This is a genomic window from Glutamicibacter sp. (assembly GCF_035257265.1).
Taxonomy (GTDB): Bacteria; Actinomycetota; Actinomycetes; order Actinomycetales; family Micrococcaceae; genus Glutamicibacter.
In genome coordinates this window covers 198,529-220,027 of record NZ_DATEXC010000050.1, presented here as the reverse complement: position 1 = coordinate 220,027, position 21,499 = coordinate 198,529, and the positions used below count along the sequence as shown (strand labels likewise).

At 61.1% G+C, this 21,499-nt stretch carries 18 protein-coding genes and 1 pseudogene; 8 read left to right on the top strand and 11 right to left on the bottom strand.

Features of this window, described 5'->3' with window-relative positions; genetic code table 11:
* Positions 1–59: 59 nt before the first annotated feature.
* Both VJ369_RS13935 and VJ369_RS13930 read right to left on the bottom strand, forming a co-directional pair.
* Positions 60–386 (bottom strand): hypothetical protein, encoded by a 327-nt coding sequence (locus tag VJ369_RS13935; protein WP_324092669.1) that lies wholly within the window; start codon positions 384–386, stop codon positions 60–62.
* Positions 387–489: 103 nt separating this feature from the next.
* The gene (locus tag VJ369_RS13930; RefSeq protein ID WP_324092668.1) at positions 490–936 is read right to left on the bottom strand and encodes an SRPBCC family protein; all 447 of its coding nucleotides are present in this window, start codon (positions 934–936) and stop codon (positions 490–492) included.
* Between the two features lie 107 nt (positions 937–1,043).
* On the opposite strand from VJ369_RS13930, the gene VJ369_RS13925 reads away from it, so the two are divergent.
* Entirely contained in the window at positions 1,044–2,711 is a 1,668-nt protein-coding gene (locus tag VJ369_RS13925) for an alkaline phosphatase D family protein (RefSeq protein ID WP_324092667.1), read from the top strand.
* A gap of 674 nt (positions 2,712–3,385) precedes the next feature.
* On the opposite strand, the pseudogene VJ369_RS19195 reads toward VJ369_RS13925, so the two are convergent.
* Positions 3,386–4,376: pseudogene (locus tag VJ369_RS19195) on the bottom strand (PDDEXK nuclease domain-containing protein).
* 130 nt (positions 4,377–4,506) lie between these two features.
* Here VJ369_RS19195 and VJ369_RS13910 point away from each other — a divergent pair.
* The 3 genes from VJ369_RS13910 to VJ369_RS13900 all read left to right on the top strand — a co-directional run bounded on the left by VJ369_RS13910 (position 4,507) and on the right by VJ369_RS13900 (position 6,757).
* Positions 4,507–4,767: a hypothetical protein gene (locus VJ369_RS13910; protein ID WP_324092666.1), complete on the top strand. Its 261-nt coding sequence runs from the start codon at positions 4,507–4,509 to the stop codon at positions 4,765–4,767.
* 400 nt (positions 4,768–5,167) lie between these two features.
* On the top strand, positions 5,168–5,473 hold the full coding sequence (locus VJ369_RS13905) for a helix-turn-helix transcriptional regulator (RefSeq protein WP_324092665.1): 306 nt from the start codon (positions 5,168–5,170) through the stop codon (positions 5,471–5,473).
* On the top strand, positions 5,474–6,757 hold the full coding sequence (locus VJ369_RS13900) for a type II toxin-antitoxin system HipA family toxin (RefSeq protein WP_324092664.1): 1,284 nt from the start codon (positions 5,474–5,476) through the stop codon (positions 6,755–6,757).
* A gap of 178 nt (positions 6,758–6,935) precedes the next feature.
* On the opposite strand, the gene VJ369_RS13895 is transcribed toward VJ369_RS13900, so the two are convergent.
* Positions 6,936–7,292, bottom strand: coding sequence for a hypothetical protein (locus VJ369_RS13895; RefSeq protein WP_324092663.1), 357 nt, complete (start codon positions 7,290–7,292; stop codon positions 6,936–6,938).
* Positions 7,293–8,128: 836 nt separating this feature from the next.
* Complete coding sequence (locus tag VJ369_RS13890) at positions 8,129–9,151, bottom strand: Ldh family oxidoreductase (RefSeq protein ID WP_324092662.1); 1,023 nt, start codon at positions 9,149–9,151, stop codon at positions 8,129–8,131.
* Between the two features lie 506 nt (positions 9,152–9,657).
* On the opposite strand from VJ369_RS13890, the gene VJ369_RS13885 reads away from it, so the two are divergent.
* From VJ369_RS13885 to VJ369_RS13870, 4 genes are read left to right on the top strand one after another with little or no spacing between them, the layout of a single operon-like run.
* Positions 9,658–11,082 carry a GntP family permease gene (locus VJ369_RS13885; protein ID WP_324092661.1) on the top strand — a complete coding sequence of 475 codons (1,425 nt, stop codon included), beginning with the start codon at positions 9,658–9,660 and terminating at the stop codon, positions 11,080–11,082.
* 31 nt (positions 11,083–11,113) lie between these two features.
* Positions 11,114–12,358: a CoA transferase gene (locus tag VJ369_RS13880; RefSeq protein WP_324092660.1), complete on the top strand. Its 1,245-nt coding sequence runs from the start codon at positions 11,114–11,116 to the stop codon at positions 12,356–12,358.
* Positions 12,355–13,317, top strand: a complete 963-nt coding sequence (locus VJ369_RS13875) for a hydroxymethylglutaryl-CoA lyase (RefSeq protein ID WP_324092659.1) — start codon at positions 12,355–12,357, stop codon at positions 13,315–13,317. Before VJ369_RS13880 ends, VJ369_RS13875 begins: the two co-directional genes overlap by 4 nt.
* Complete coding sequence (locus VJ369_RS13870) at positions 13,317–14,306, top strand: D-glycerate dehydrogenase (protein WP_324092658.1); 990 nt, start codon at positions 13,317–13,319, stop codon at positions 14,304–14,306. The genes VJ369_RS13875 and VJ369_RS13870 overlap by 1 nt, the downstream gene beginning before the upstream one ends.
* A 27-nt stretch (positions 14,307–14,333) precedes the next feature.
* Here the strand turns inward: VJ369_RS13870 and VJ369_RS13865 are convergent, their stop codons facing one another.
* The 6 genes from VJ369_RS13865 to VJ369_RS13840 form a co-directional block, all read right to left on the bottom strand.
* Positions 14,334–15,137, bottom strand: coding sequence for an IclR family transcriptional regulator (locus tag VJ369_RS13865; RefSeq protein WP_324092657.1), 804 nt, complete (start codon positions 15,135–15,137; stop codon positions 14,334–14,336).
* Positions 15,138–15,480: 343 nt separating this feature from the next.
* Complete coding sequence (locus VJ369_RS13860) at positions 15,481–15,879, bottom strand: VOC family protein (RefSeq protein ID WP_324092656.1); 399 nt, start codon at positions 15,877–15,879, stop codon at positions 15,481–15,483.
* A 949-nt stretch (positions 15,880–16,828) separates the two neighbouring features.
* A complete protein-coding gene (locus VJ369_RS13855; RefSeq protein ID WP_324092655.1) occupies positions 16,829–18,799 on the bottom strand; it encodes an acetoacetate--CoA ligase in 1,971 nt (656 codons plus the stop codon).
* Entirely contained in the window at positions 18,796–19,404 is a 609-nt protein-coding gene (locus VJ369_RS13850; RefSeq protein ID WP_324092654.1) for a cupin domain-containing protein, read from the bottom strand. Before VJ369_RS13850 ends, VJ369_RS13855 begins: the two co-directional genes overlap by 4 nt.
* Complete coding sequence (locus VJ369_RS13845) at positions 19,404–20,420, bottom strand: fumarylacetoacetate hydrolase family protein (protein WP_324092653.1); 1,017 nt, start codon at positions 20,418–20,420, stop codon at positions 19,404–19,406. Before VJ369_RS13845 ends, VJ369_RS13850 begins: the two co-directional genes overlap by 1 nt.
* Before the next feature lie 130 nt (positions 20,421–20,550).
* On the bottom strand, positions 20,551–21,465 hold the full coding sequence (locus VJ369_RS13840) for a LysR family transcriptional regulator (RefSeq protein WP_324092652.1): 915 nt from the start codon (positions 21,463–21,465) through the stop codon (positions 20,551–20,553).
* Positions 21,466–21,499 lie beyond the last annotated feature (34 nt).

Here is a 21,499-nt window from a genome sequence, read left to right as displayed (position 1 = left end):
CTGAGGTCAGGGAATCGTGCTGGTCGAGGACGAGGCGCCGCGCGGTGTAGGCACATAAGTCATCCATCAAGGCACCCGGACAGGCGGGCCGTCACCACGACCACCGTGATCCACAGACCCACCGGCAAAAAGAAGTTGAGGTCGAAGAATGACAGGGCCTTGTCGAATTCGGCGCCCGCGGCAAAGGGCGCGAACGCGTTCTCGGCGAACCCGCGGTCCCGAAGAGCGCGGTCCAGTCCGAATAGCAGGCCCAGGCGTAGGCGTTTGTGCCACCTCAGCCGTTGAGCCGGCAGGCGTTCTTGGAGGCGACAGTCAACAGTGCGTCCACCAATGTGGGGAGCACCGGAACTTGCTCGATCGTGAAGGAGCCCGCGTTGATTCGCCACGGACTGCTGTGTCTTCCCAGCGGACCGCCGATGAGCTCGGTGATGCGTGGCGCTGCACGCTGTTTTGACTTGTCATCGACGAGCTACTCAGGGCAAAAGACCCTTACTCGGAGGCGTCGGGAAACTGCGCGGCCAGCCGTTCCAGGGTGCGTTCCATATTGGGCCCGGTGCTCCGGGTGAAGCCCATCAGCCGCAACAGCCATTGGTGCCGCACCCGGCTCGCGTCCCAGGTTTCGCTGACCAATGTCCCGGACCCCACAGCTTCCAGCTCGTAGCGCCACCGATGCCCGCTGAAGTGCCGCCAGGCGATCTGCCGGTCTTGCTCGAATTCCACCACGGTATTGCTGATCCGGTACGGGACACCCAGGCGCATCTGCATGCCGAACTCGCTGCCCAGGGTGAGCTTGCTTCCCTGGGCGTTCGAGGCCCGCACCGTTCCGGAGCCGTCGATGACCGGGTGCATGGCCGGATCCCTGAGCAGTTCGAAGATCTCTCGGGGCGCGGCAGCCACGAGGCGGCGGCGGGTTTGCAGATACGGGGATTCACTCATCAGCCCATCCTAGGCAGCATCTGCTCCCGTGCCCGGCAGCCGGGCCTATCCCCAACGATGTTGTTGTGCCATTCTTGGTTGACCTGCACCCTCAGGAAAGGAAATCGATGAGCCACCGAAGCGATCAGGACCTTTTACTTGGCCCGATGCTCCGCCACGTGGATGCCACCTCCGCCAGTATCTGGGTGGAGACAGCTCGGTCTTGCACCGTCGAGGTCCGTTGCGGTGAAGACACCTGGCGTGCGCCGACTTTTCGTGCCCACGGCCACCACTATGCGTTAGTTGAGGTGACGGGGCTGGAAGTTGGAAGCATCAATCCCTACAGTCTGCATCTTCAGGGGAAAGCTATCTGGCCGCGCGAGGACGGCTTCCCCGAATCGATCATCGCCACCATCGACCCCGCCAAGAATCCACGGCTGGCCTTCGGGTCCTGCCGCACCAGCATTCCGCACGACGCGGCTGGCAACCGCAAGCACGGAGTGGATGCGATGCGCGCTTACGCCCTGTCCATGGCGGGCCCGGCGCACGGACCGTGGCCGGATTTGATGCTCTTCCTCGGGGATCAGGTTTATGCGGACTCCACCAGTGACCAGATGCGCGAGTTCATCCGCAGCCGGCGCGATATCAGGGAAGAACCCGGGGCGGAGCTGAAGGACTTTGAGGAATACGCCCACCTCTACCGGTTGGCTTGGTCGGACCCGGCCAACCGTTGGCTTCTTTCCACCCTGCCCAGCGCCATGATCTTCGACGACCACGACATCCGCGACGATTGGAACTCCTCGCTGCGTTGGAAGCAGGACATGGAGCAGAGAAGCTGGTGGCACGAACGCATTGTTGCGGGCCTCGGCTCGTATTGGATCTATCAGCACCTGGGCAACCTCTCCCCCGACGAGCGCGCGGCAGATCCACTGTGGCAACGCATCGCGGCGCACACCGGTCCCGAAGAATTGGATATCGCTGCCGACTTGGACCGGTTCGCCGAGCGCGTCGATGCCGCACCGGAAGAATACAGCTTCAGCTACTGCCGCGACTGGGATACGGTGCGGCTGATCGTGGTGGACTCCCGTGCTTCCCGCAGCCTGGACCCCGAAGAGCGTGCCCTGCTCGATCCACCGGAAAATGCGTGGCTCGACGAGCACATGCAAGGCGGATTCCGCCACCTGCTGGTCGCTACCTCACTGCCCTTCCTGCTGCCCATGGGCCTGCATCACGTGGAAGCGTGGAACGAGGTCTATTCCTCCGGGGAGCGCGGCCCGGCCCGGGCGTGGCTCGGCGAACGGCTGCGCCGGGCCGTGGACCTTGAGCATTGGGCGGCGTTCCAACAAAGCTTCCAGGATGTGGCCCGGTGGGCCACCGAGGTCGCCGATGGCAAGCGCGGCCCCGCCCCGGCGTCCGTCACGTTCCTCTCCGGGGACGTGCATTTCTCCTACGTCTCCGAGGTCGAACGCGAGACCGGGAGCCGGATCCTGCAAGCGGTGTGTTCGCCCATCCGCAACCCGCTGCCCCGGTTTATGCGCTACTTTGCCGCAGCCTTGGCCTTGGGGCCGGCCGTCCCGTTCGGGGCCTGGATGGCGCGCAGGGCACATGTGCCGGACCCGCCCTTTGACTGGAACCTCATCAAGGGTCCCTGGTTCGATAACAATCTGGCCATCCTTCAGGACACCGAAGGCGGGCTGGTGATCAGCTGGCTCTCGGGGGTGGTTGAGCACGGAGACCACCTGCACCCGAGGTTGGAAACCGTCGAAGTGGCAGCGATCGAGCCGCGCGAGGGATGACGCGACCGTCAGGTATCGGGGGTATCAGCGGATTGCTATTCGCCGCAATCATAAATTTCGGGCTTTCACTGCTCTTTTGGCTATTCGCTCTCAAACTCATGTTTTGGCACTGGTGGACTGGCCTACTCTCGTTGGCCGCAATCGCACTGCTATTCGTCACACTGGACCAATATCCTTGGCCGCTGGGGTCCGTGTCTTGATGCTGCCTCGTGGATAGGATAAAGGGCGGTCCGGGCGGGTAGTGGAGGTGCCGGTGCCCAATTTTGACGGCGTAAAGGCGCCCGGATTGTTGGCCCAAGGAGAATACCTGATAAGAAATTGGAGCATCCCAATGTTGCTTTAGATCACCGGGAGAGACAGAACTGCCACTATCGGCGCGATCAGTATGGAAATCGCGAATTTTCTTGATTCTGTAGCCCCGGTGGCGGGTTCTTGGATGCAGGAACCCGCCACCTCTGGCTTGCTCCTAGCCCTTGCCGAGCGTGGATCCGGCCTTAGATTTGGCTGGCTTGCTCGAGGAATTCGAGGCGAGTTTTGCCCCCGCCTTGGAAAGCGCCGCTTTTGACGGTTTCGCTGATTTGCCCATGTTTACCTCCCCCCTTCCGGTGTGCCCCTGCATCTGGTGCAGATGCCCCAGACCCTACACCGCGACTCCGACGCTTCGGGGCTGGACGCTATTGGGTATCGTCAGGGAGCGCGTCGAGGGCCGCAGTGAGTTGGTCCGCGGCCGGCACCAACTCACGGTCAGAGCTGGTGAGCTGGTCGTAAGTGTAGGCGGCCACGGCCATCGGCGAGGTAGAACGTCCGAGCGCGTAGCGGACGGTGTGATCGTTTTTGCTGCCACAGATCAAGATTCCCACGTTGGGCGCATGGGCTTCGCGGCGTAGCTTGTCATCAACCAACGCGACATAGAAATTCAGCTTCCCCGCGAACTCGGGCTGGAACTTCCCCGTCTTCAGCTCGATGACGAAGTAGCGCAGCTGCTCGACGTGGAAGAACAGCAGATCGATATAGAAATCGTCCCTTCCACTTCCATGTGGACATGCCGACCGACGAATGCGAACCCTGGACCCATCTCCAGCGGCGTTTCCACAATAAGGTCCATGAGCGCCTGTTCCAGATCCCGTTCGGCCACCTCGCCGGAGAGCCCCAGGAAGTCAAAAGCATAGGGGTCCTTGGCAACCTGTTGCGCCAATTCCGAGTCCGCGGCCACCAGATTCTGGGTGAAGTTCGTCGGTGCGGTCCCCGTGCGCTGCATGGATCGGTTCATCATCATGTTCAGCAGTACGTTGCGGGACCACCCGTACTCGACCGCAGCTGCCGCGTACCAATCGCGTTCCTCAGGGCTCTGGGCCTTGTCGAGGATGGTGCGAATATGCCCCAGGGCAATTGCGCCACAACCTGTGGCACAATTGCCTCGGGTCGCCACTCGTTGGCCATGGTGTGCATGTATTGCAGGTTCCGTTTAGAAAAACCCTTCATATGGGAGAACTCCGCACGCAGGTCATCGGCCAGCCGGCGGATGATACCAACGCCCCAGCCCTGGCGGTCTTGCCGGATCAGGATTTGCTGGCCAATGCCCCAGTACAGGGTAATCAGTTCCGTGTTGACCCTGCGTTGGGCCGTGAACCGTGCCTGGCGTATCTGGTTCTTCAACGAGGCCAACGCGTGAACTGCATGTCCATGTAACACCCGTCGAGCCGGAAATGCAGGAAACCGACGGCGCCGGAATGTAGGAGCTATATGACGAGATCGCCCACGACCAGGTGCGCAACCTTTTGAACTCATCAAAAAATTGAGTACCACCACCCCGGTGATCAATCTTCACGGCAAACCCAGCAAGAAGGAACGCCAAGCAATCGGCACGCAGCTGATTAGACGAATTCAGCGTAAAGATGACGCGCAGTCAGTGATCCGCATCCACGACTTCGTTGATGCGGAGGTTCTCGTCTTCGCGCATATGGCCCGAAGCAGGCACGGGGTCATCGTCAAGAAGGGATTCAAGATCATCGTCACGGACGGTGATCACTCACAGCCCGCGCTAGATACGCTGTAAAGAGTCAGATCGAAGTGGCGTGGTTGCTACTTTCTGGTTCCTTCTCATCAAGGGCCAAACGAATCCCCACCCGTAAACGAGCAACTTCATGAATACCATTGGCAGACAGCGTCGGACGTGAACTAAGCACATTCCACACCGTCAAATCCTTCATGACCAAGCCCTTCACAGTTGGATTGGTCAGCTCAAAACGATCAACGCTTCCCGATGCACTTTGAGGTAATTCTTGGTTGGTCCGGCGATGGCGACAGTAGCAAATACTAAAAGTTGCGTTTGCATGCTTTGGCACATGTATTGGGCAAAACAACTGCTTTAGCAATTTTAACAACACCGCCAGTAATAGTTGCCAACGGACTTATTATCCTACCAAATCATTGTAAAAGTTGCTAAGGTAAGAGTTATGGAAACCATCGGTGATCTAGAGCATCGCGTAGGCCAATTGATCCGCGAAGCACGGCTAGGTAGAGACACCACCCAATCTGAACTCGCACGCGACAGCGACCTGTCCCTCAGTGCACTCCAAAACCTTGAAAACGGCCGCGGAGTGAAACTTGAGACATTTCTACGCGCTCTGAGAGCGCTTGACCGTCTCGACATCATCGATTCACTCGACGAGGGCTACAGCGAACTAAGCCCGATGGAAGCCCTCCGCCTCTCCAAAAACAAACCAGCACGCCCACAACGCGCCTCAAGGAGAACACGTTAAATGGCTTTCGAACGCGTAAACGTCATCGAAGTCAAAGCTTGGGGCAAAACAATCGGCGCGCTAAACCGCGGCAACGTCCGAAACGCCTACACCTTCGAATTCGCGCCCGGCGCCGAACCTAACCGAAGCTTCTTCCCGCTGAGCATGAAGCCCTCGCCGAGGAAAAGGACTTTCACCTTCCCTGGTCTCAGCGAAAACACGTGGAGGCAACTACCTCCCGGGATCGCCGACTCGCTTCCAGACAGGTTCGGCAATGCGATCATCAACGCTGAAATGGCACGCCGAGGAGCCGACCCAAAAAATGTGTCCGTCCTTGACCGTCTTGCCTACACTGGCAGTCGAGCCATGGGAGCCCTCGAATTCGAACCAGCAACCAGCCCTAGAGCATCAAAAGCCACCGTCTTGGTCCTCAGCGACCTCGTAGTTTCAGCACGCAAGGCAGTTGCAGGCACCCTGAACGACGACATCGAATCAGAAGCCGCTCTAGCTCAAATATTGGCAGTGGGAACCAGCGCCGGCGGCGCCAGAGCCAAAGCGGTCATCAACTTCAACCCTGACAACGGGCATATCACCCCCGGACAGGAACCTGTTGCCGGAACCGAATCTTGGTTACTGAAATTCGACGGTGTCCAAGACGAGAAACTCGGTGACACCATGGGGTTCGGACTTATCGAATACGCCTATTCGCTTATGGCTAAAGCTGCCGGAATCACCATGCCTGAAACGCGTTTGCACCACGAAAACGGTCGTTCACACTTCATGATACGAAGGTTCGACCGCCCTGGAGGGCTGGAGAAACTGCACATGCAAAGCTTGTGCGCGATGAAACATCTAGACTTCAACTTGGTCGGTACCCACGACTACGCACAGTTCCTGCAAACCATTAGCGAGTTGAATCTAGGCCAAGAGGCTAAGGCCGAAGCCTTCCGTCGCATGGTGTTCAACTATGCCGCTTGGAACTGTGATGACCACTCCAAAAACCACTCGTTTCTCATGGACGAGCAGGGTAAGTGGTCGCTCGCGCCAGCCTATGACGTCACTTTCTCTTACCGCGAGGATAGTGAATGGGTTGACCAGCATCTAATGGGGGTCAACGGCAAGTTCCTGCACATCACTGCCTCACAGATGCACCAGTTTGGAGAGCAACACGGCATCGTTGGTTATAAGAGCATTATTTCAGAGGTCAATGATGCCATTGACAATTGGAGCCAGTACGCGACAAAAGCGAATATCCTCCAAGCCGACCGCAACCTCATCGAACAATACATTGGCCCCGTAGCCTAAGCGCAAACCTCGAGCCCCATCAAGGGAAAATGGGGCTAGTGACCAGAGGGCCGAGATTCTTACAAACGCGCGATACCATCTGCTGGCTCACACCCACATATCCTGCGATCTCCGACTGATGCATTGGCATATCAGCCAACAACAGGCACCGTTCGATCGCCCAACTCCCCCACGGCACTTAGCGCGGGTTCTTCCGCTGAACAGAAGCAGCCTGCTCGAAAGGCTCAGGAGTGAAAACTGTACCTTTGAGGATCAGCTGCAGCGACTGCTCCGTGAGCACGTCAATCTGCCCCGCGCGCGCTTGCTCAAGAACAACATCGGTGGCTGTTCGGCCCGCAAACAGGGGACGTACCGGAGAACCTTGATGAGCAATAGAAATACGAATGGTGCGCGCAGAGACTCGTTCCACCGATGACACCACCGCCACCAAAAAGATTGCGTTCTCCGGCGAGCGCAGCATCCATGACCGTTCGCTAGTTCCTTCATCGATACGGAAATCTATTTCGCGAAGTAGAGAGACTACATCAAGACCCATAACCCACCATCTGTTACAACTATCATCCAATACTATGGGTTGAGAGTTGTTAGACAAGGAAATAAAAAAGCGGTATAAGCAAAAGAATTGTTTCAAGGTGCAGCGGTTGCGCGGAAGCCGTTACAGAGGCGGAACGTACCACCGATGGCAAACCCAGATCTGAGATGCATTCCTTCACGGACGCCGCGCGCCGCATGACACTTGAAGGATTGCGCAGGCTGCGCATGGACAGGCCCTGACTTGGGTGAGGTGGAGTTGCAATGAAGGGCTCGTCTCACTCAACCCTGGCAGACAGGGAATCTCGAATCGATATCGATGGCACGTAAACGATCCACCAGCTCGCCAAGGTCACCATATTTTGTCATGGTGTCTCTACCTCTACTACTGTCACTATTCGCACTCCTACTCTAACTACTCACTCCTCGTGTTGCGAGTAAATGTTGTGAGTAGTGAGAGTCTGCATAGGTCTTCGCAAATAATCCGGAACGTTGCAACTACAGATTCACGGCCTTACCATCAGCGATACAGAAGTCTACGATGCGTAATCATGCGCTCCGCTAGGAAATACCTGCTCACTCAATAAACCGCTTCGGTGTTCCTTCTGCGCAATTCGTCGACCCTCGGTAGCAATCGGTCCGGCAAATACTCATCACGATGAAACCAGATCGAGCTGACTACATCTACCATCGCGAAGCGGCCCTCAACCGCTTAGCCCCAAATTTGCGCGCCGCCGATTTGAACGGCCGCGATCCCTACCAAATTGAAGGCGAACGCGGCTACTAGATTTCTCGTACTCCAAGGGCCTTTCCAAGAACGAATCCTGAACTCGGGCGAGGTTATTCTTGGGATTCCGCGGGCATTTCCACCTTTAGCACTACGGCAACGCGTTGCATGTTCTCCCAGGTCTTCAAGTTCAGCGTGATGGCCGTGGCAGCTTCGATCTGTGCCGAAGACGGTGCACGTTCGCCCGGCACCCTGATGGGTTCGGTCGCATCTAGCAGTTCGCTGCCTTTGACGTAGCTAATGAATTCTTCAATCTGCGCCGTGTACTCATCCAGGTCACGCAGCTGAGCCACATCGATGGCGATGATCAGTGTTCCCTGATGGTCTGCGGTTTTTCGCTCGGAGACCGTCTGCGAACCAGAGAGAGCTCCGCCCAGCGCCTCAACCAGCAACCCCAATCCGAAACCCTTGAACCCGCCGAAAGGCTTCAGCAATCCGTCGGCGCCTACCCAATCCGCGGACAGTTTATTTCCACGGTCCCGCTCTTCGGCAAGACGCCCGCTGGCCACCGCACTGGTCGCGAAGTCGATCACCAGATGAGGTGCCTCGGCGCGAGGCACCCCGGCTGCCAACGGGTTCGTTGAGAGCCGTGCTTGGGTTCCGCCGGGCGGCACCACGATCTGTCCTGCGCCATTGTTGTTGCCAAAGATCAGCGTCACTACGCCGGCTTCGGCGGCCTGTTCGCAGAAGGGCGCTAGCCGCCCGGCATATTCGCTGCTGTGCACGGCGACCGCGGAAATTCCGTACTTCTTGGATCGTTCTACGGCGAGCGCTGTCGCATCACGCAGCGCAAAGTGCCCATAGGTTTCGTGCGCGTCCAGCCGCACCAAGGCTCCGCTGTCCAGGTCCACGGTCGCCTGCGCACCAGGCTTGGCGTGTCCGGCGAGAGCCCGATCCACATATTCGGGAAGGCGACGCAGTCCGTGCGAGGCGTGCCCCGCCAATTCGGAAGAAATCAACTGCCCGGCCATGTACTCAGCGTCCGTAGCGGATGCGCCAACTGCTTGCATGCAATCGGCAATGAAGCGGTGCAATTGAACCGGTGAGCTGGTCACCGTTGGAAGCTGGTTAGACATGGATTCCTTAGGAACGTTGGTGCCACCGTGCGCCGTAGTTGGACTCTTGGACGCAGCAAGGCTCGGTTGACTGGTCCTTCTAGCGTACGTAGTCGGCACCGGTAATATCGATTGTCGCTCCGGTGACGTATCGGGAACGCCCTCCGGACCTCCCTGCCTCGCCGCGCCGGACTTATACAGGGTTATTGCCCTGCGTCTAAAACATTATGGGCAGGCAGCCCACGTTTTCTTTAAGGCATCTGGGAACTCCGGCGCGGCCAGGAAACAGCGAGCGTCATTCTAAAGCCTCGGCCGATATCAGCACGTGGGACCCGAGTCCCCGGATTACTGCCGGGGAAAGCCCGGCATTGCCTAGCCCTGAAATACATCCCCCACCCCACCCGCTCCCACGACCAATTCAACAACTAATGTTTACATCGTGAGCTTGAACCCATAGTATGAGTTTAGCGAAGTGGTGCAGATCACCACGAAGGCAGACTCCCCCTCCTTTACGATCGGATCAACTCATGTCAGAAACCGCGATTCTGATCAACACCGCGGTGGCCGTGCTGGCCACCGTGCTGCTGATCGTGAGATTCAAGGTCAATCCCGTCATCGCCCTTGTTCTCGGTTCCCTGTATCTGGGCCTGTCGACGGGACTGGGCATCACCAAGACCATCGAAACCATCACCGGCGGCTTCGGCGAGATCATGGTCGAGGTAGGGCTGCTGATCGCCTTCGGTGTCCTGATGGGCTCGATCCTCAATGAGATGGGAGCCATCAGACGCCTCGTAGAGCATCTGCTTCGCGTCTTCGGCCCCAAAGCCCTGCCCTACACCATGGCCTTGGCCATCGGCACGGCGCTGCAGTCGATCTTCCTTGACGTGCTGCTGGTGATCTCCGCGCCGCTTGCCCGGCGCATGGCGCCGAAGATCGGCAAGTTCGGCACGGCCCGCATGGCCGTAGCCATGGCCATCGCACTGGAGTGCGGCATTGTCTTCATGGTTCCCGGCGTAGCCTCGCTGGCCTTGGCTGGCTTGCTCGGGGTCCCCTTGGGAAAAATGCTGGTCTTCGGATTCCTTGTCGTGGTGCCCACCATCATTGCCTCCATCGCCATCATGACCTTCCTCTTCAAGCGCGGATTCTGGAAAGCAGACCGCGACGAGCAGCACCTCTTCGAAGAAGAGGACTACCCGCAGGCCCAGCCACGCAAGCCCCAGGACTCCGGGACGTCGCCCACTACCACCGAAGCGCTGGAGCCGGCGCCGGGGACAGGCCCCGTGGCAGTGGCCGAGCGCGCCAAGCCTGAAGCTCCGCTGCTCTTGCTCTTCACCCCGCTGCTGCTCTCGCTGGCACTCATTGCCGGCGGCGCACTGGTGGAGATCCTGGGCGTAGAAATTGCCGCGCTGCAATTGCTGGGCAACCCGGTGGTAGCGCTGCTGATCGGCTTGATCGGCACCACCCTGGTGGGCCGCTACGCCATCGGCCAGAAGTCCGTCGAGAACGCCATCGCCACGGGGTTCAAGGAAAGCGGCCAGATCCTGCTGCTCACCGGTGTGGGTGGCTCGCTGGCCGCCACCGTCGCAGCGGCAGGCCTGGGCGATATCCTCGGTGGCTTCTTCTCGGCGAGCGCCGTCGCTCCGCTGCTGGTCGTCTGGGCCATCGCCGCCGTCCTGCACATCGCCGTGGGCTCCGTGACCCTCTCGGCCATCACCGCCGCGGGCCTGCTCGCGCCGATCGCCCCGGCGCTGGGAATCGACCCGGTGCTCATCGCCCTGGCCGCCGGCGCAGGCTCGCTGTTCATGGTCCATGTCACCTCGAACACCTTCTGGCTGCTGCAATCGCTGCTGGGCCAATCGGTCAGAGGCGCGCTGAAGACCGTCACCTTCGGAGTTTCCGTTGCCTCAGTGATGGCCCTGCTCATGGTCCAGCTCTTGTCAGTCTTCATCTAGTCCTCCCCCGAATAACCAAGGAAGTTTCCACATGCCTGAACAAGACATTGCCCCCCTGGCCGGAGTCCGGGTCCTGGAGCTCGGCAACTACATTGCCGCCCCCACCGCCGGCCGGCTGCTCGCAGATTTCGGCGCCGAAGTCATCAAGGTGGAGCGTCCCGGCACCGGAGACGAGCTGCGCAACTGGCGGCTGAAGAAGGGCAGCGTGTCCATGCTGTACCGGACCATCAACCGCAACAAGAAGTCAGTGGTGCTGGATCTGCGCAGCGCCGCCGGACGCGCCGCCGTGCTGGAACTGGTCAAGCAGTGCGACATCCTGCTGGAGAACTTCCGCCCCGGCACCCTGGAGAAATGGGGCCTTGGCCCCGAAATCCTCAATGAGGCAAACCCCGATCTGGTGATCACCCGGATCTCCGCCTTCGGGCAGACCGGCCCGCTCTCTGAGCGCCCCGGATTCGCGGCGGTCGCCGAGGCCTTCAGCGGCTTCCGCAACCTCGTCGGGGATCCGGACCGCGCCCCGGTGCGCGTCGGAGTCTCCATCGGAGACTCCATCGCCGGACTGTACGCGGCCTTCGGCTCGGTCATGTCGCTCTTCCAGCGTGAGACCCGGCGCGGCAGCGCGGTGAAGGTGCCGCTGGGCGAACGGGTGATCGACGTGGCCCTGCACGAGGCCATGTTCTCCATGATGGAATCGCTGATCCCCGACCTGGGTGCCTACGGCGACAAGCGCACCCGCGTGGGCGGGCGCATGGAGGGAATCGCCCCGTCCAACGCCTACGTCTGCAAGGACGGAGCGAGCATCGTGGTGGCCGGCAACGGGGATGCGATCTTCCGCCGTTATATGGACACCATCGGACGCCCGGATTTGGGCAGTGACCCAACTCTGCAGTCAAATGCGCAGCGTTGGGAACGGCGCATTGAACTGGACGCGGCCATCGGCGTATGGACCGCAACGCTGCCTTCGGCTCAGGCGCTTGACCTGCTCGACGCCGCCGGCGTGCCAGCCGGGCCCATCTACACCGCCGAGGACATCGTGCGCGAACCGCAATACGCCGCGCGCAACATGATCCAGTCCTTCGACGTCTCCACCGGCGAGGAAGTCATCAAAGACGTCGGTTTCCCCGGGATCGTCCCCGTGATCGGCGGCACCTCGCTGCCGATCCGGACCCTGGGTCCGGACCTCGGCGAGCACACGCAGGCGGTGCTCGGCGGCCTGCTGGGCATGAACGCCGAAGAAATCGCCAACGCCTCAAACCCCGAAAGGACCCCGGCATGAGCTATACCCTGGAACCCCGCGCCGTACTGCGCGACGTCACCCTGCGCGACGGCTTGCAGCTGACCGGCAAGATGCTATCCACCGAACGCAAGGTGGCCACCGTGCGCGAGCTGATCGCCCTGGGCGTTCCGGAGATCGAGCTGGGCTCCATGGCCCGCGCGGACCTGGTCCCGGCCATGGCCAACACCCTTGAGGTCGCCGCGGCATTGACGCCTGCGGAACTGGACAAGTGCTGGATCTGGGTGGCGACCCCCGGGCACGTCGCCAAGGCCGCAGCGGCCGGCATCCGCAACTTCCAGTACTGCCTCTCCGCATCCGACGCCCATAACCAGGCGAACATCGGACGCAGCACCGAGGCCAGCCTCGCCGCCCTGCCCCAGGCCATCGAGTACGCCCGGGCCGTAGACGGCCGCATCCAGCTGTGCATCGCCACGTCCTTCACCTGTCCGTTCGACGGGCAGGTGCCCGAGCAGCGGGTCCTGGACATCGCCAACGACCCGCGCGCGGAGGGCACCTGCGACATCGTCATCTGCGACACCTTGGGCCAGGCGGTCCCCGCGCAGGTGGCTAGCCTGATCTCCCGGGTCCGCGACGAGACTCCGGCGCGCCGCATCGTCTACCACGGCCACGACACCTGGGGCTTGGGCGTGGCAAATACGCTCGCCGCCATCGGCGCCGGTGCCGGCGTGGTGGACGGGGCCTTGGGCGGGCTGGGCGGCTGCCCGTTCGCCCCAGGGGCCAGCGGAAACACCTCCAGCGAGGACATCCTCTTCGCCACCCGCCCCGAGTGGCTGGATCCGAAGGCCTTTGCAGGGCTGGTGGAACTCTCCGAAGACCTCTTGGACGAACTGGGCGAACCCAACCGCTCCAAGTCTGCCCAGGGCGCGCGGTCCAAGGCCGCCGCATTTGACTGGGTCATCACTTCGGACCAGGTACCTGCCTGCGAGGGATCCCTGTAGTGGGGGCACGGATCCTGCTGACCACGCCCCTGCCAAACCCCGCACCGGAACTGCTGGCCGCCGCCGGGGAGCTCACCATTCTGACGGCGCCGCCCAGTTATGAGGAACTTGACGCGCTCTGCGCGAGCGGGGACTTTGATGTGGTGCTCACCCAGCTGCGCGACAGGATCGATGCTCAGCTGCTGGCCAAGGCACAGCTCAAGGGCATCTCCAACTACGCCGTCGGCTACAACAACATTGACGTTTCGGCGGCCACCCGGCACGGCATCGCGGTGGCCAACACCCCCGGGGTGCTCACCGATGCCACCGCCGACATCGCCATGCTGCTCATCCTGGGCACCGCGCGGCGCGTGATCGAGGCGGACCGGCTGGTCCGCGAGGGACGCTTCACCGGCTGGGAACCGGAACTGCTGCTCGGTTCCGACGTTTCGGGCAAGACGCTTGGATTGGCCGGGTTCGGGCGCATTGCCCGGGCCACCGCCCGTCGGGCCCTGGGATTCGGCATGGAAATCCTCTTTGCCCCGCGCCCGCCCGGGGACCGGGTTGTCAGCCAGGAAGAACTGGGCGAGTTCTCCGGCAAGGTGCGCCAGGTTCCCTGGTCCGAGCTGGTGGCCTGCAGCGACTACCTGTCCCTGCATGTTCCGCTGAATGCCGACACGCACCATTTGGTGGACGCGGACGTGCTGGGGCAGATGAAATCCTCTGCCATCCTCATCAACACGGCCCGCGGCCCCATCGTCGATGAGCAGGCGCTGGTTGCGGCACTGTCCACGGGCCAGATCTCAGGGGCCGGGCTGGACGTGTTTGAGAACGAGCCGCGCCTGGCCAACGGGCTGGCACAGCTGCCCAACACCGTGCTGTTGCCGCATGTGGGCAGCGCAACGGTTCCGGTGCGCGCCGAAATGGCAAGGCTCAGCGCCCTGAACGCCATCGCCATGGCCTCCGGTCAGGTTCCTGCGCATCTGGTCAATCAGGAGCTCTACGCCTGAGCTGGCGCATCGTCCCGGACAGGTCCTCTAGCTGCGCGAGGCCACGGCTTCTCCGGGGAACCGTCCGCCGATGAGCCGGGTCATGCGCTCCGCGGTTTCCAGCAGCGGCTCTATCCACCCCTCGCACACTGAGCGGGGCATGCGCATCGTCGGGCCGCTGATGGTCACCGCCGCGACAAGCCCCGCCGCCGCATCGAACACCGGGGCGGAGAGGCCCGAGGCGCCGTTCTCCCTTTCCCCGGTGGTGATCGCAACACCGTCGGCGCGCGTACGGGCAATCGCTTCGCGCAGATCCTCGGTGCTGGTGATGGTCGCGTCGGTGAAGTGCTCCAGCGGGGCATCAAGCACCGTGCCCAGCAGGTCGGGATTCCACGCCAACAGCACCCGGCCGGCGGATCCGGCATGAAGCGGCGCAAGTTTACCGAGGTGCATTTCACGGCGCAGCGCGTGCCGGGTTTCGGCCATTCCCACGCAGACCCGGTACTGCGCCTCGGCGCGGAACAGGCAGGCTGTTTCGCCCGTGATATCCCGCAGGTCCGCCAGCAGCGGGTTGATCACATCAAGGATTTCCTTGCCCCGCGTGGCCGGGGCGGCCCAGTAGGCCATCTTCATGCCGATGCGGAAGGCGTCGCCGTCCCGATCCAGGAATCCCTGCTCAACCAGGTTCGCCACCAGGCGTTGCACCGTGGAGGTGGGAATCGAGGTGACTTCCCGAATATCCGAGAGCGTCAGGACCGGCTGGCGAAGCGAGAAAGAATCAAGGATTGCGCTGATCTTGCCCAGCACAAGCAGTGGGTTCTGGTTTTTCGTGGGCGCATCGGTCTTCGACATGAATTTGACGCTAGACCATCGGACCGGGCTCGTCCAATCATCTTGCTTCGGATTGCAGATTCGGCCTTCGCCAGCCCCGTGGCACCGGCAATAGCGGTTGTTGCTGCGATGATATGCCGCGGCCGCTGGCCAAGAATGCGGCCAGCTCGGCGACCTCTGGTGGCACGCTCTGCAAGCTGCCCGAAAGATTCTCTGCGATGGGTCAGGCGTGCCGGTGATGATGTTGATCGCTCCACCAAGCATGTGCTTTTTTGGGTAATGGCGTTACTGCATAGATCAATAGGAGGCTGCTGATTTAGATCAATGTTTCAGGCTCAGCATTGTGCCCATGTATCCACTTCCATTATGAACAACGCCAATATTCGCGTTCGGCGTCGCTGCGCAGAATGCAAAATTCGTTGCCCTCCGGATCGGCAAGCACCACCCACCCGGTTCCATCCGGACTGCGAAGATCTTCGACTTCACGCGCCCCCAAAGCCAGCAATCGGACCAGCTCCTCGTCGCGGGTGCCACTGTCTGGTTTCAGATCAAGATGCACACGGTTTTTGAGCTGTTTGGCATTGGGCACCTCAATGAACAGCAAACGCTGAGCACCGTCCGGGGAGAAAATCATGCACTCTTGCTCCCCGGGAAGATTCGGGTCATCGGGGTCTTGATGAAAACCGAGAACTTGACCCCAGAATACCGATTGGGCGTAAGCATCAATGCTGTCAAAAGTCGTATGGGAAATGAGAGCCGTCATGGGCTTCAGACTAACGCCCGCCAAACCGCGGTCTGCAAACCCAAATACCTCTGGGCCAAATCAACAATCATCAGATCATTGAAGCAGACAAGCCGATGAGCCATGTGAGTTCTTGATGAACTAGCTCATTTTTAACGGTCAACGGCTCGGGTAATTTCTTCGAACTCTTCAGGATTCAGAAAACCCTTAGCAAATGAGACCACTATTTTGTCCCATGTTCAGGGGGATGCGTCCCTCATGACGAATGACGGCGTCCTGACCCTCAGTGTAGGGGAATCAATGAGGGGTCGGATCAGTTCTGCTCCGCTGGTGCCATAGGTAAAAGCCCAGAGAACGATCTCCTCAGGACTTAGTTCTAAGTGACCTTCCCTGCGCTCAATTGCTTTGAGTAAGCGGTGCACCTTGGCTTGGCCGGTTTCCAGCAGTGCCGCGATTTCTTTCTGGGCCAGGCCTCGGCCTGTCGCGTTTTGAGCAGCTCTAAGCCAATGACGAGCATTTCATTCAGCTCTTATCCTCGTGCTGATCCCGTATTAATAGTTTGCTCCATTGATTCACTGTGAATCACGCAAAGTCTTGGCATGGTCATGCTTCCCAAGGCAGTTCAACATTGGTACACATACCTTCTAACGGAGCTGGCACGCACTTTCGAAAAAGTCCCTCGGTCCAGGCCTGCGGCGAGCGCCGTGTCCCGCATTTAGGGTTCAACGATCCACAGGCTGTACCGGGCGCGCAATGGTCTCCCCGCAGCCGACACGATGTGTGGAGGTCATTGGTGCAATCGTTCTTGTGGCATCACTTGGGTGTCCGCAGCCCGCGGATGCTCCTGCCTGCAGGAAACCGTTGGGCTTGACCCGAAAAAGCGCAAGTTGCTGGTGAACCAATACATGGTTCACCAGCAACTTGCGCCTTGATCGTACTCAGCGATGTCAATGTCACCATCTGGCACAGGCTAGGACATGGCCGCCTGTCTCTCCTGAGCAAAGCGGGCGTATTGCCGCAACAACTCAGGATCGTCCACCGAGCCGAGATCCGCGACCATTTCCAGCTGCGCTCCTTGCACAAGCCGCTTGACTGGCACCTCGAGCTTCTTCCCGGTGCGCGTATGCGGAATTCCGGGCATGAAGACAATCTCGTCGGGCAGGTAGCGCACTGAAAGATGCTCGCGGATGGATTTGGTAATCGCCTCGTGGCCGGCCTCCGGTGTGGTGCCCTCGGCCAGCTGGACGAACAATGGCATGTAGTAATCGGTGCCCAACTCGGCGCCAACCACCAAGGCCTCGGCGACTTCTGGCAGAGCTTCAACCACCGCGTAGATGTCCGCCGAACCGAGCCGCAGCCCATTGCGGTTCAACGTCGAGTCCGAACGTCCGTGGATCAGGATCCCGCGCTTGGTGAATTCAATGAAGTCGCCATGGCGCCACATTCCCGGATACATCCCGAAGTAGCTCTCATGGTAGCGGCTGCCATCATCACCCCAGAAGCTCAGCGGCATCGAAGGCATTGACGCGGTCACTACCAGCTCGCCCTTACCTCGGGTCGGGTTGCCCGCTTCGTCCCAGGACTCCACACGCACCCCGAGGGCCGGGGCCTGGATGTAGCCAACGTGCACCGGAAGTGTCGGGGATCCTCCAACAAAGATGGAGGCGATGTCGGTGCCTCCGCTCATGGAGGCCAGCCAGATATCACCCACATGTGAGTAGACCCAGCGATACCCGTCGGCAGAGAGCGGTGAACCGGTAACCTGCAGGGATTTCAGCGCGCGCAGATCGTGCTCGCGCATCGGCACCAGCTCGGTCTTCGCGCAGGAGTGGACGAATCCTGCGCCTACGCCGAGCACGGCAACCCGTTCGGAGGCGGTGATCTGCCACACCCGATCGAGCGACGGGAAGGTCGGGTTTCCGTCGACCAGCACCGCCGTTGCCCCGACACCCAGAGCGGAGACAATGGCATTCCACAGCACCCAGCTGGTCGAGGCCACGTTAAAGTAGCGGTCCCCGGGACGCAGGTCCGAGTGGATGAGGAGCATCTTCATTTCCTCAAGCAGCGCTCCTCCGTGCCCGTGCACGATACCCTTGGGGATGCCTGTGGTCCCGGAGGAGAACAGGACCCACAGCGGGTGGCTGAACTCGACATCTTCGAAGACAAGTTCCGCCGGCGTTGACACCGCCTGCGCCCAGTGCACGGCGGGGGCCTGGGTGGGAACGGTCGGCACAGAGGTATGGCGGTCCACCCAGATCACGTGCTCTACGGTGGGCAGCTGGGCAAGGATTTCCTCCAGTTCCGCTCGGCGATCCCGATCCTTGCCGCCGAGCATGTAGCCCGGCGCCGCGATGAGGACCTTGGGATCAAGCTGGGCGAACCGAGAAACGATCGCGCCTGGCCCGAACTCCGGTGCGCAGACAGACCACACGGCACCGAGCGAGGCAGCAGCGAGCAGTCCGGTCACGGCCTCGGTGACGTTCGGCAGGATTGCCACGACCCGGTCCCCGCGGCCCACGCCGCGGGAGCGAAGGTGCGCAGCCAGTGCGGCTACCTCGTGCCGCAACTGCTCGAAGGTGACCTCCTGCCGGGTTCCGTCTTCGCTGATGCCGATCAGTGCAAGGCCCTCGTGGCGTTGCAAAAGGTGCCGGGCGAAGTTCAGTGTGCGTCCCGGGAACCAGCGCGTGTGCGGCATCGGATCGCTAGTGCGCACAGGCCCTGCAACTCCGCCGAACTCGACACCGGCAAACTGGGCGAAAAGTTCCCAGAACCTTTCGGGCTCATCCACCGACCACGCCCACAGTTCGTCGTAGCTGGTGCCGGTGTTGATACCTTGCTCGCCGACGAAGGCCGCGAAGCGGCCCACTGCGGTCTGCGCAGCGTCTTCAGGCGCCGGTTGCCAGATCACTTCGCCGTCTGCGGCACGGGCGTCGGTGATCATGCGCTCTCCATGGATCGGGCGACAGCCTGGCGCTGCTCGGCGATCTGCGCAGCGGATTGCGGTTCGGTTCCGATGAGGACAAAAAGGACCCGGGCCGTTTGCTGCGTGCGGTTGGACCATGCGTGGCTGGTAGCGCGCTGGATTGCGACATCCCCGGCCCGCATGGTGGCCTCGCCCTCGTCAACCAGGAGAGTGATTTCGCCTTCCAGAACTACCGCATAATCCAAGGATTCGGTGCGGTGGAACCAGAAGTGCTTTCCACCGCTGCGTTCGGCACCCGCATCGGCTTCTTCGTGACCATCCAGTTCGTCAAAAATCGCCGAGTTGGCATCCTTGGGGTACACAGAATCCGGCGGAAAATCTGCGATCCGCATAATCGTCTCTCCCGGAGCCGGGAAACTTGGAATCTCGGTGTCGGCGCCGGCCATGTCAGTGTCGCTGACGTGGTCGATGATACCGGCTTTGGTCATCCACGGAACAGTGGCTCCAAAGCCTGGAATCGTGTCCGAGGAGAAATGGTGCGGTGCGTCTGTGTCCGACAGGATGACGGCGAGACCTTGGTCATTGTGGCCGGTAACTACCCGGCGAACTGGTGGGCGGGACATTACGCAACCCAGTTTTCGTGCGGGTACTGGCGTGGCTCTGGCCACCAGGGAGCCTTCTCGCGTTCCTTGGATATTGGGGTTCGCAGCGTGCCAACGCCCTCGAGCTCGAGCTCAATGACATCGCCCGGCTTGAGGAACGTACCGATTTCTACACCGGCGCCGAAGCCCATGGTGCCGGACCCGATGAGGTCCCCCGGCTGCAAGCGGTCCGAGATCGAGACGTAGGCCAGCAGTTCTGCGGGGGTGTAGACGAAGTCTTCGACCTTAGTCTCCGAGAGCACCTCGCCGTTGACGCGGACCTGGCCGCGCAGTCCCTCGAGGGAGTCGATTTCGTCCATCGTTGTGACCCAGGGTCCGATGCCGTAGCCGAAGTCCTTGCACTTCTGCGGGCCCATGCCGATGGCCATTTCCGCGCCCTGGATGTCGCGGGCGCTGAAGTCGTTGAAGACGGTAATGCCGAAGAGGTGCTCCATCGCGTTATCCGGGGTCAGGTTGCTACCGGACTTGCCCACGACGTAGCCGACCTCCAGTTCCCAGTCCAATTGTTCGGTGAAGTCAGGGTAGGGCAGTTCCTGGTTATGTCCGTAGGACATTGCGGTGGTGCCCTTGAAGAAGCCCGGGCGGTCGTAGATCGAGCGTGCCGGCTGCGCCTTGGCAACAATCCGGTGGAAGTTCTGGATGTGCTTCTCGAAGGTCAGCCCGTCGCGGATGACCGGGGAGTCAACGGCCGCGCGCCAAGAGACTTCATCAATGGCAAAAGAAGCATCATCGGCTGCAGCCAGGGCGTCGTGCGCGGCGTCAAGGAAGATGGAACCTCCCCCGATTCCCGCGGCCAGGCTTCCGGGAAGCACCGCCAGAGCAAGTGCGCGGGCGCGGTCCGGCTCCGCGGCCTTGCGCTGAAGCGTCAGGGCGTAGGCGCGGGCAAGGTCAATGACCCGTCCCTGTTCAGGCTGGGCCGCGACGAGGCGGATCTGTTCGCCGTCTGGCGTTGGCACTGCAATTCTTCCCAGTTTCACGTTTGCTCCTTTGAAAGTCATTCATACGATACGTACAGTATCGCATTGATGTGACGTAGTTGGCAAGAGGAGAGAATAACCATGACGCGCGCGGGATGTTCAGTGGGCCCGCGCAGCCGAGCGCCAGCTCCTAGTGGGGGTCGGCGGCTTCCAACACTTCGACGGCATAGTCCAGCACGGCAGCAGCCCGCTTGCTGAGTTTTGCGCCGGCCGGCCAGATGGCCACGACGGAGGTCACGCCGCTGCGCGGGCGCAACGGGCGAGTGACCAGCGGCAGGCCCTCACTGGAGACGGGGATCTGGTGGGGTCGGGACATCAGCAGGCTGTATCCCAGTCCGCGGCCCACCAGCGCCCTAACCAGATCGATCTGCGGAACAATCGACCCAATGCGGGGCGTCAGGTTGCGCTGGGAGAACATCAGCTCCGTGTACCCGGTACTGGGGGCGGTGTCGAGCATGATCAGCGGCAGCCCCGCGAGATCCGCCAGATCAATGTCGATTTCCTGCGCCAGTGGCGCGGAGGCGGCAAGGACGGCCAACACCTCGGTCTCGTAGACCACGCTGCGCTGCAGTGACGCCGGCAGTCCGATGTCATAGACGATGGCCAGGTCCAGCCGGCCCTCTTCAAGCGCTGCCAGCAATTCGGTGTGGTCTCCCACGGTGATGCCGATATTCACCTCGGGATGACGGCGGCCCGCACCCTCGAGTACCGCAGGCAGGATATTGCTGGCCAAACCCGTATAGCAGCCAAGTGCGACGGGACCACGCAGTTCTCCGCGCACCTGGGCAAGTTCGCCGACCAGCGTCTCTGCCGAGCGCAGGATCTCCCGCGCCCCGGCCGCGAAGTGCCGGCCGGTGGGAGTCAGGTGCATGCCCCTGGCCTTGCGGCGCACGCACAACTGCTCGCCCACCGCCGCCTCCAGCTCGGACAGGGAATGCGAGAGGGCGGATTCGGAGACATGCAGCGCCTTCGCGGCGGAACTCAGGGTGGAGTGGTCGGGCAAGGCGGCAAACAATTCCAGCTGCCGCAAGGTGAACCGAGCCAAAACAATTCCTACTCTCTCGAAGAAGTACCGCTAA

Excerpts from the sequence above, each read along its gene's own strand:
- VJ369_RS13850 (WP_324092654.1), bottom strand. The coding sequence starts at position 19,404 with ATGTCCCGCCCACCAGTTCGCCGGGTAGTTACCGGCCACAATGACCAA.
- VJ369_RS13890 (WP_324092662.1), bottom strand. The coding sequence starts at position 9,151 with ATGTCTAACCAGCTTCCAACGGTGACCAGCTCACCGGTTCAATTGCAC.
- VJ369_RS13880 (WP_324092660.1), top strand. The coding sequence starts at position 11,114 with ATGCCTGAACAAGACATTGCCCCCCTGGCCGGAGTCCGGGTCCTGGAG.
- VJ369_RS13930 (WP_324092668.1), bottom strand. The coding sequence starts at position 936 with ATGAGTGAATCCCCGTATCTGCAAACCCGCCGCCGCCTCGTGGCTGCC.
- VJ369_RS13885 (WP_324092661.1), top strand. The coding sequence starts at position 9,658 with ATGTCAGAAACCGCGATTCTGATCAACACCGCGGTGGCCGTGCTGGCC.
- VJ369_RS13925 (WP_324092667.1), top strand. The coding sequence starts at position 1,044 with ATGAGCCACCGAAGCGATCAGGACCTTTTACTTGGCCCGATGCTCCGC.
- VJ369_RS13900 (WP_324092664.1), top strand. The coding sequence starts at position 5,474 with ATGGCTTTCGAACGCGTAAACGTCATCGAAGTCAAAGCTTGGGGCAAA.
- VJ369_RS13860 (WP_324092656.1), bottom strand. The coding sequence starts at position 15,879 with ATGACGGCTCTCATTTCCCATACGACTTTTGACAGCATTGATGCTTAC.
- VJ369_RS13875 (WP_324092659.1), top strand. The coding sequence starts at position 12,355 with ATGAGCTATACCCTGGAACCCCGCGCCGTACTGCGCGACGTCACCCTG.
- VJ369_RS13895 (WP_324092663.1), bottom strand. The coding sequence starts at position 7,292 with ATGGGTCTTGATGTAGTCTCTCTACTTCGCGAAATAGATTTCCGTATC.
- VJ369_RS13905 (WP_324092665.1), top strand. The coding sequence starts at position 5,168 with ATGGAAACCATCGGTGATCTAGAGCATCGCGTAGGCCAATTGATCCGC.
- VJ369_RS13855 (WP_324092655.1), bottom strand. The coding sequence starts at position 18,799 with ATGATCACCGACGCCCGTGCCGCAGACGGCGAAGTGATCTGGCAACCG.
- VJ369_RS13865 (WP_324092657.1), bottom strand. The coding sequence starts at position 15,137 with ATGTCGAAGACCGATGCGCCCACGAAAAACCAGAACCCACTGCTTGTG.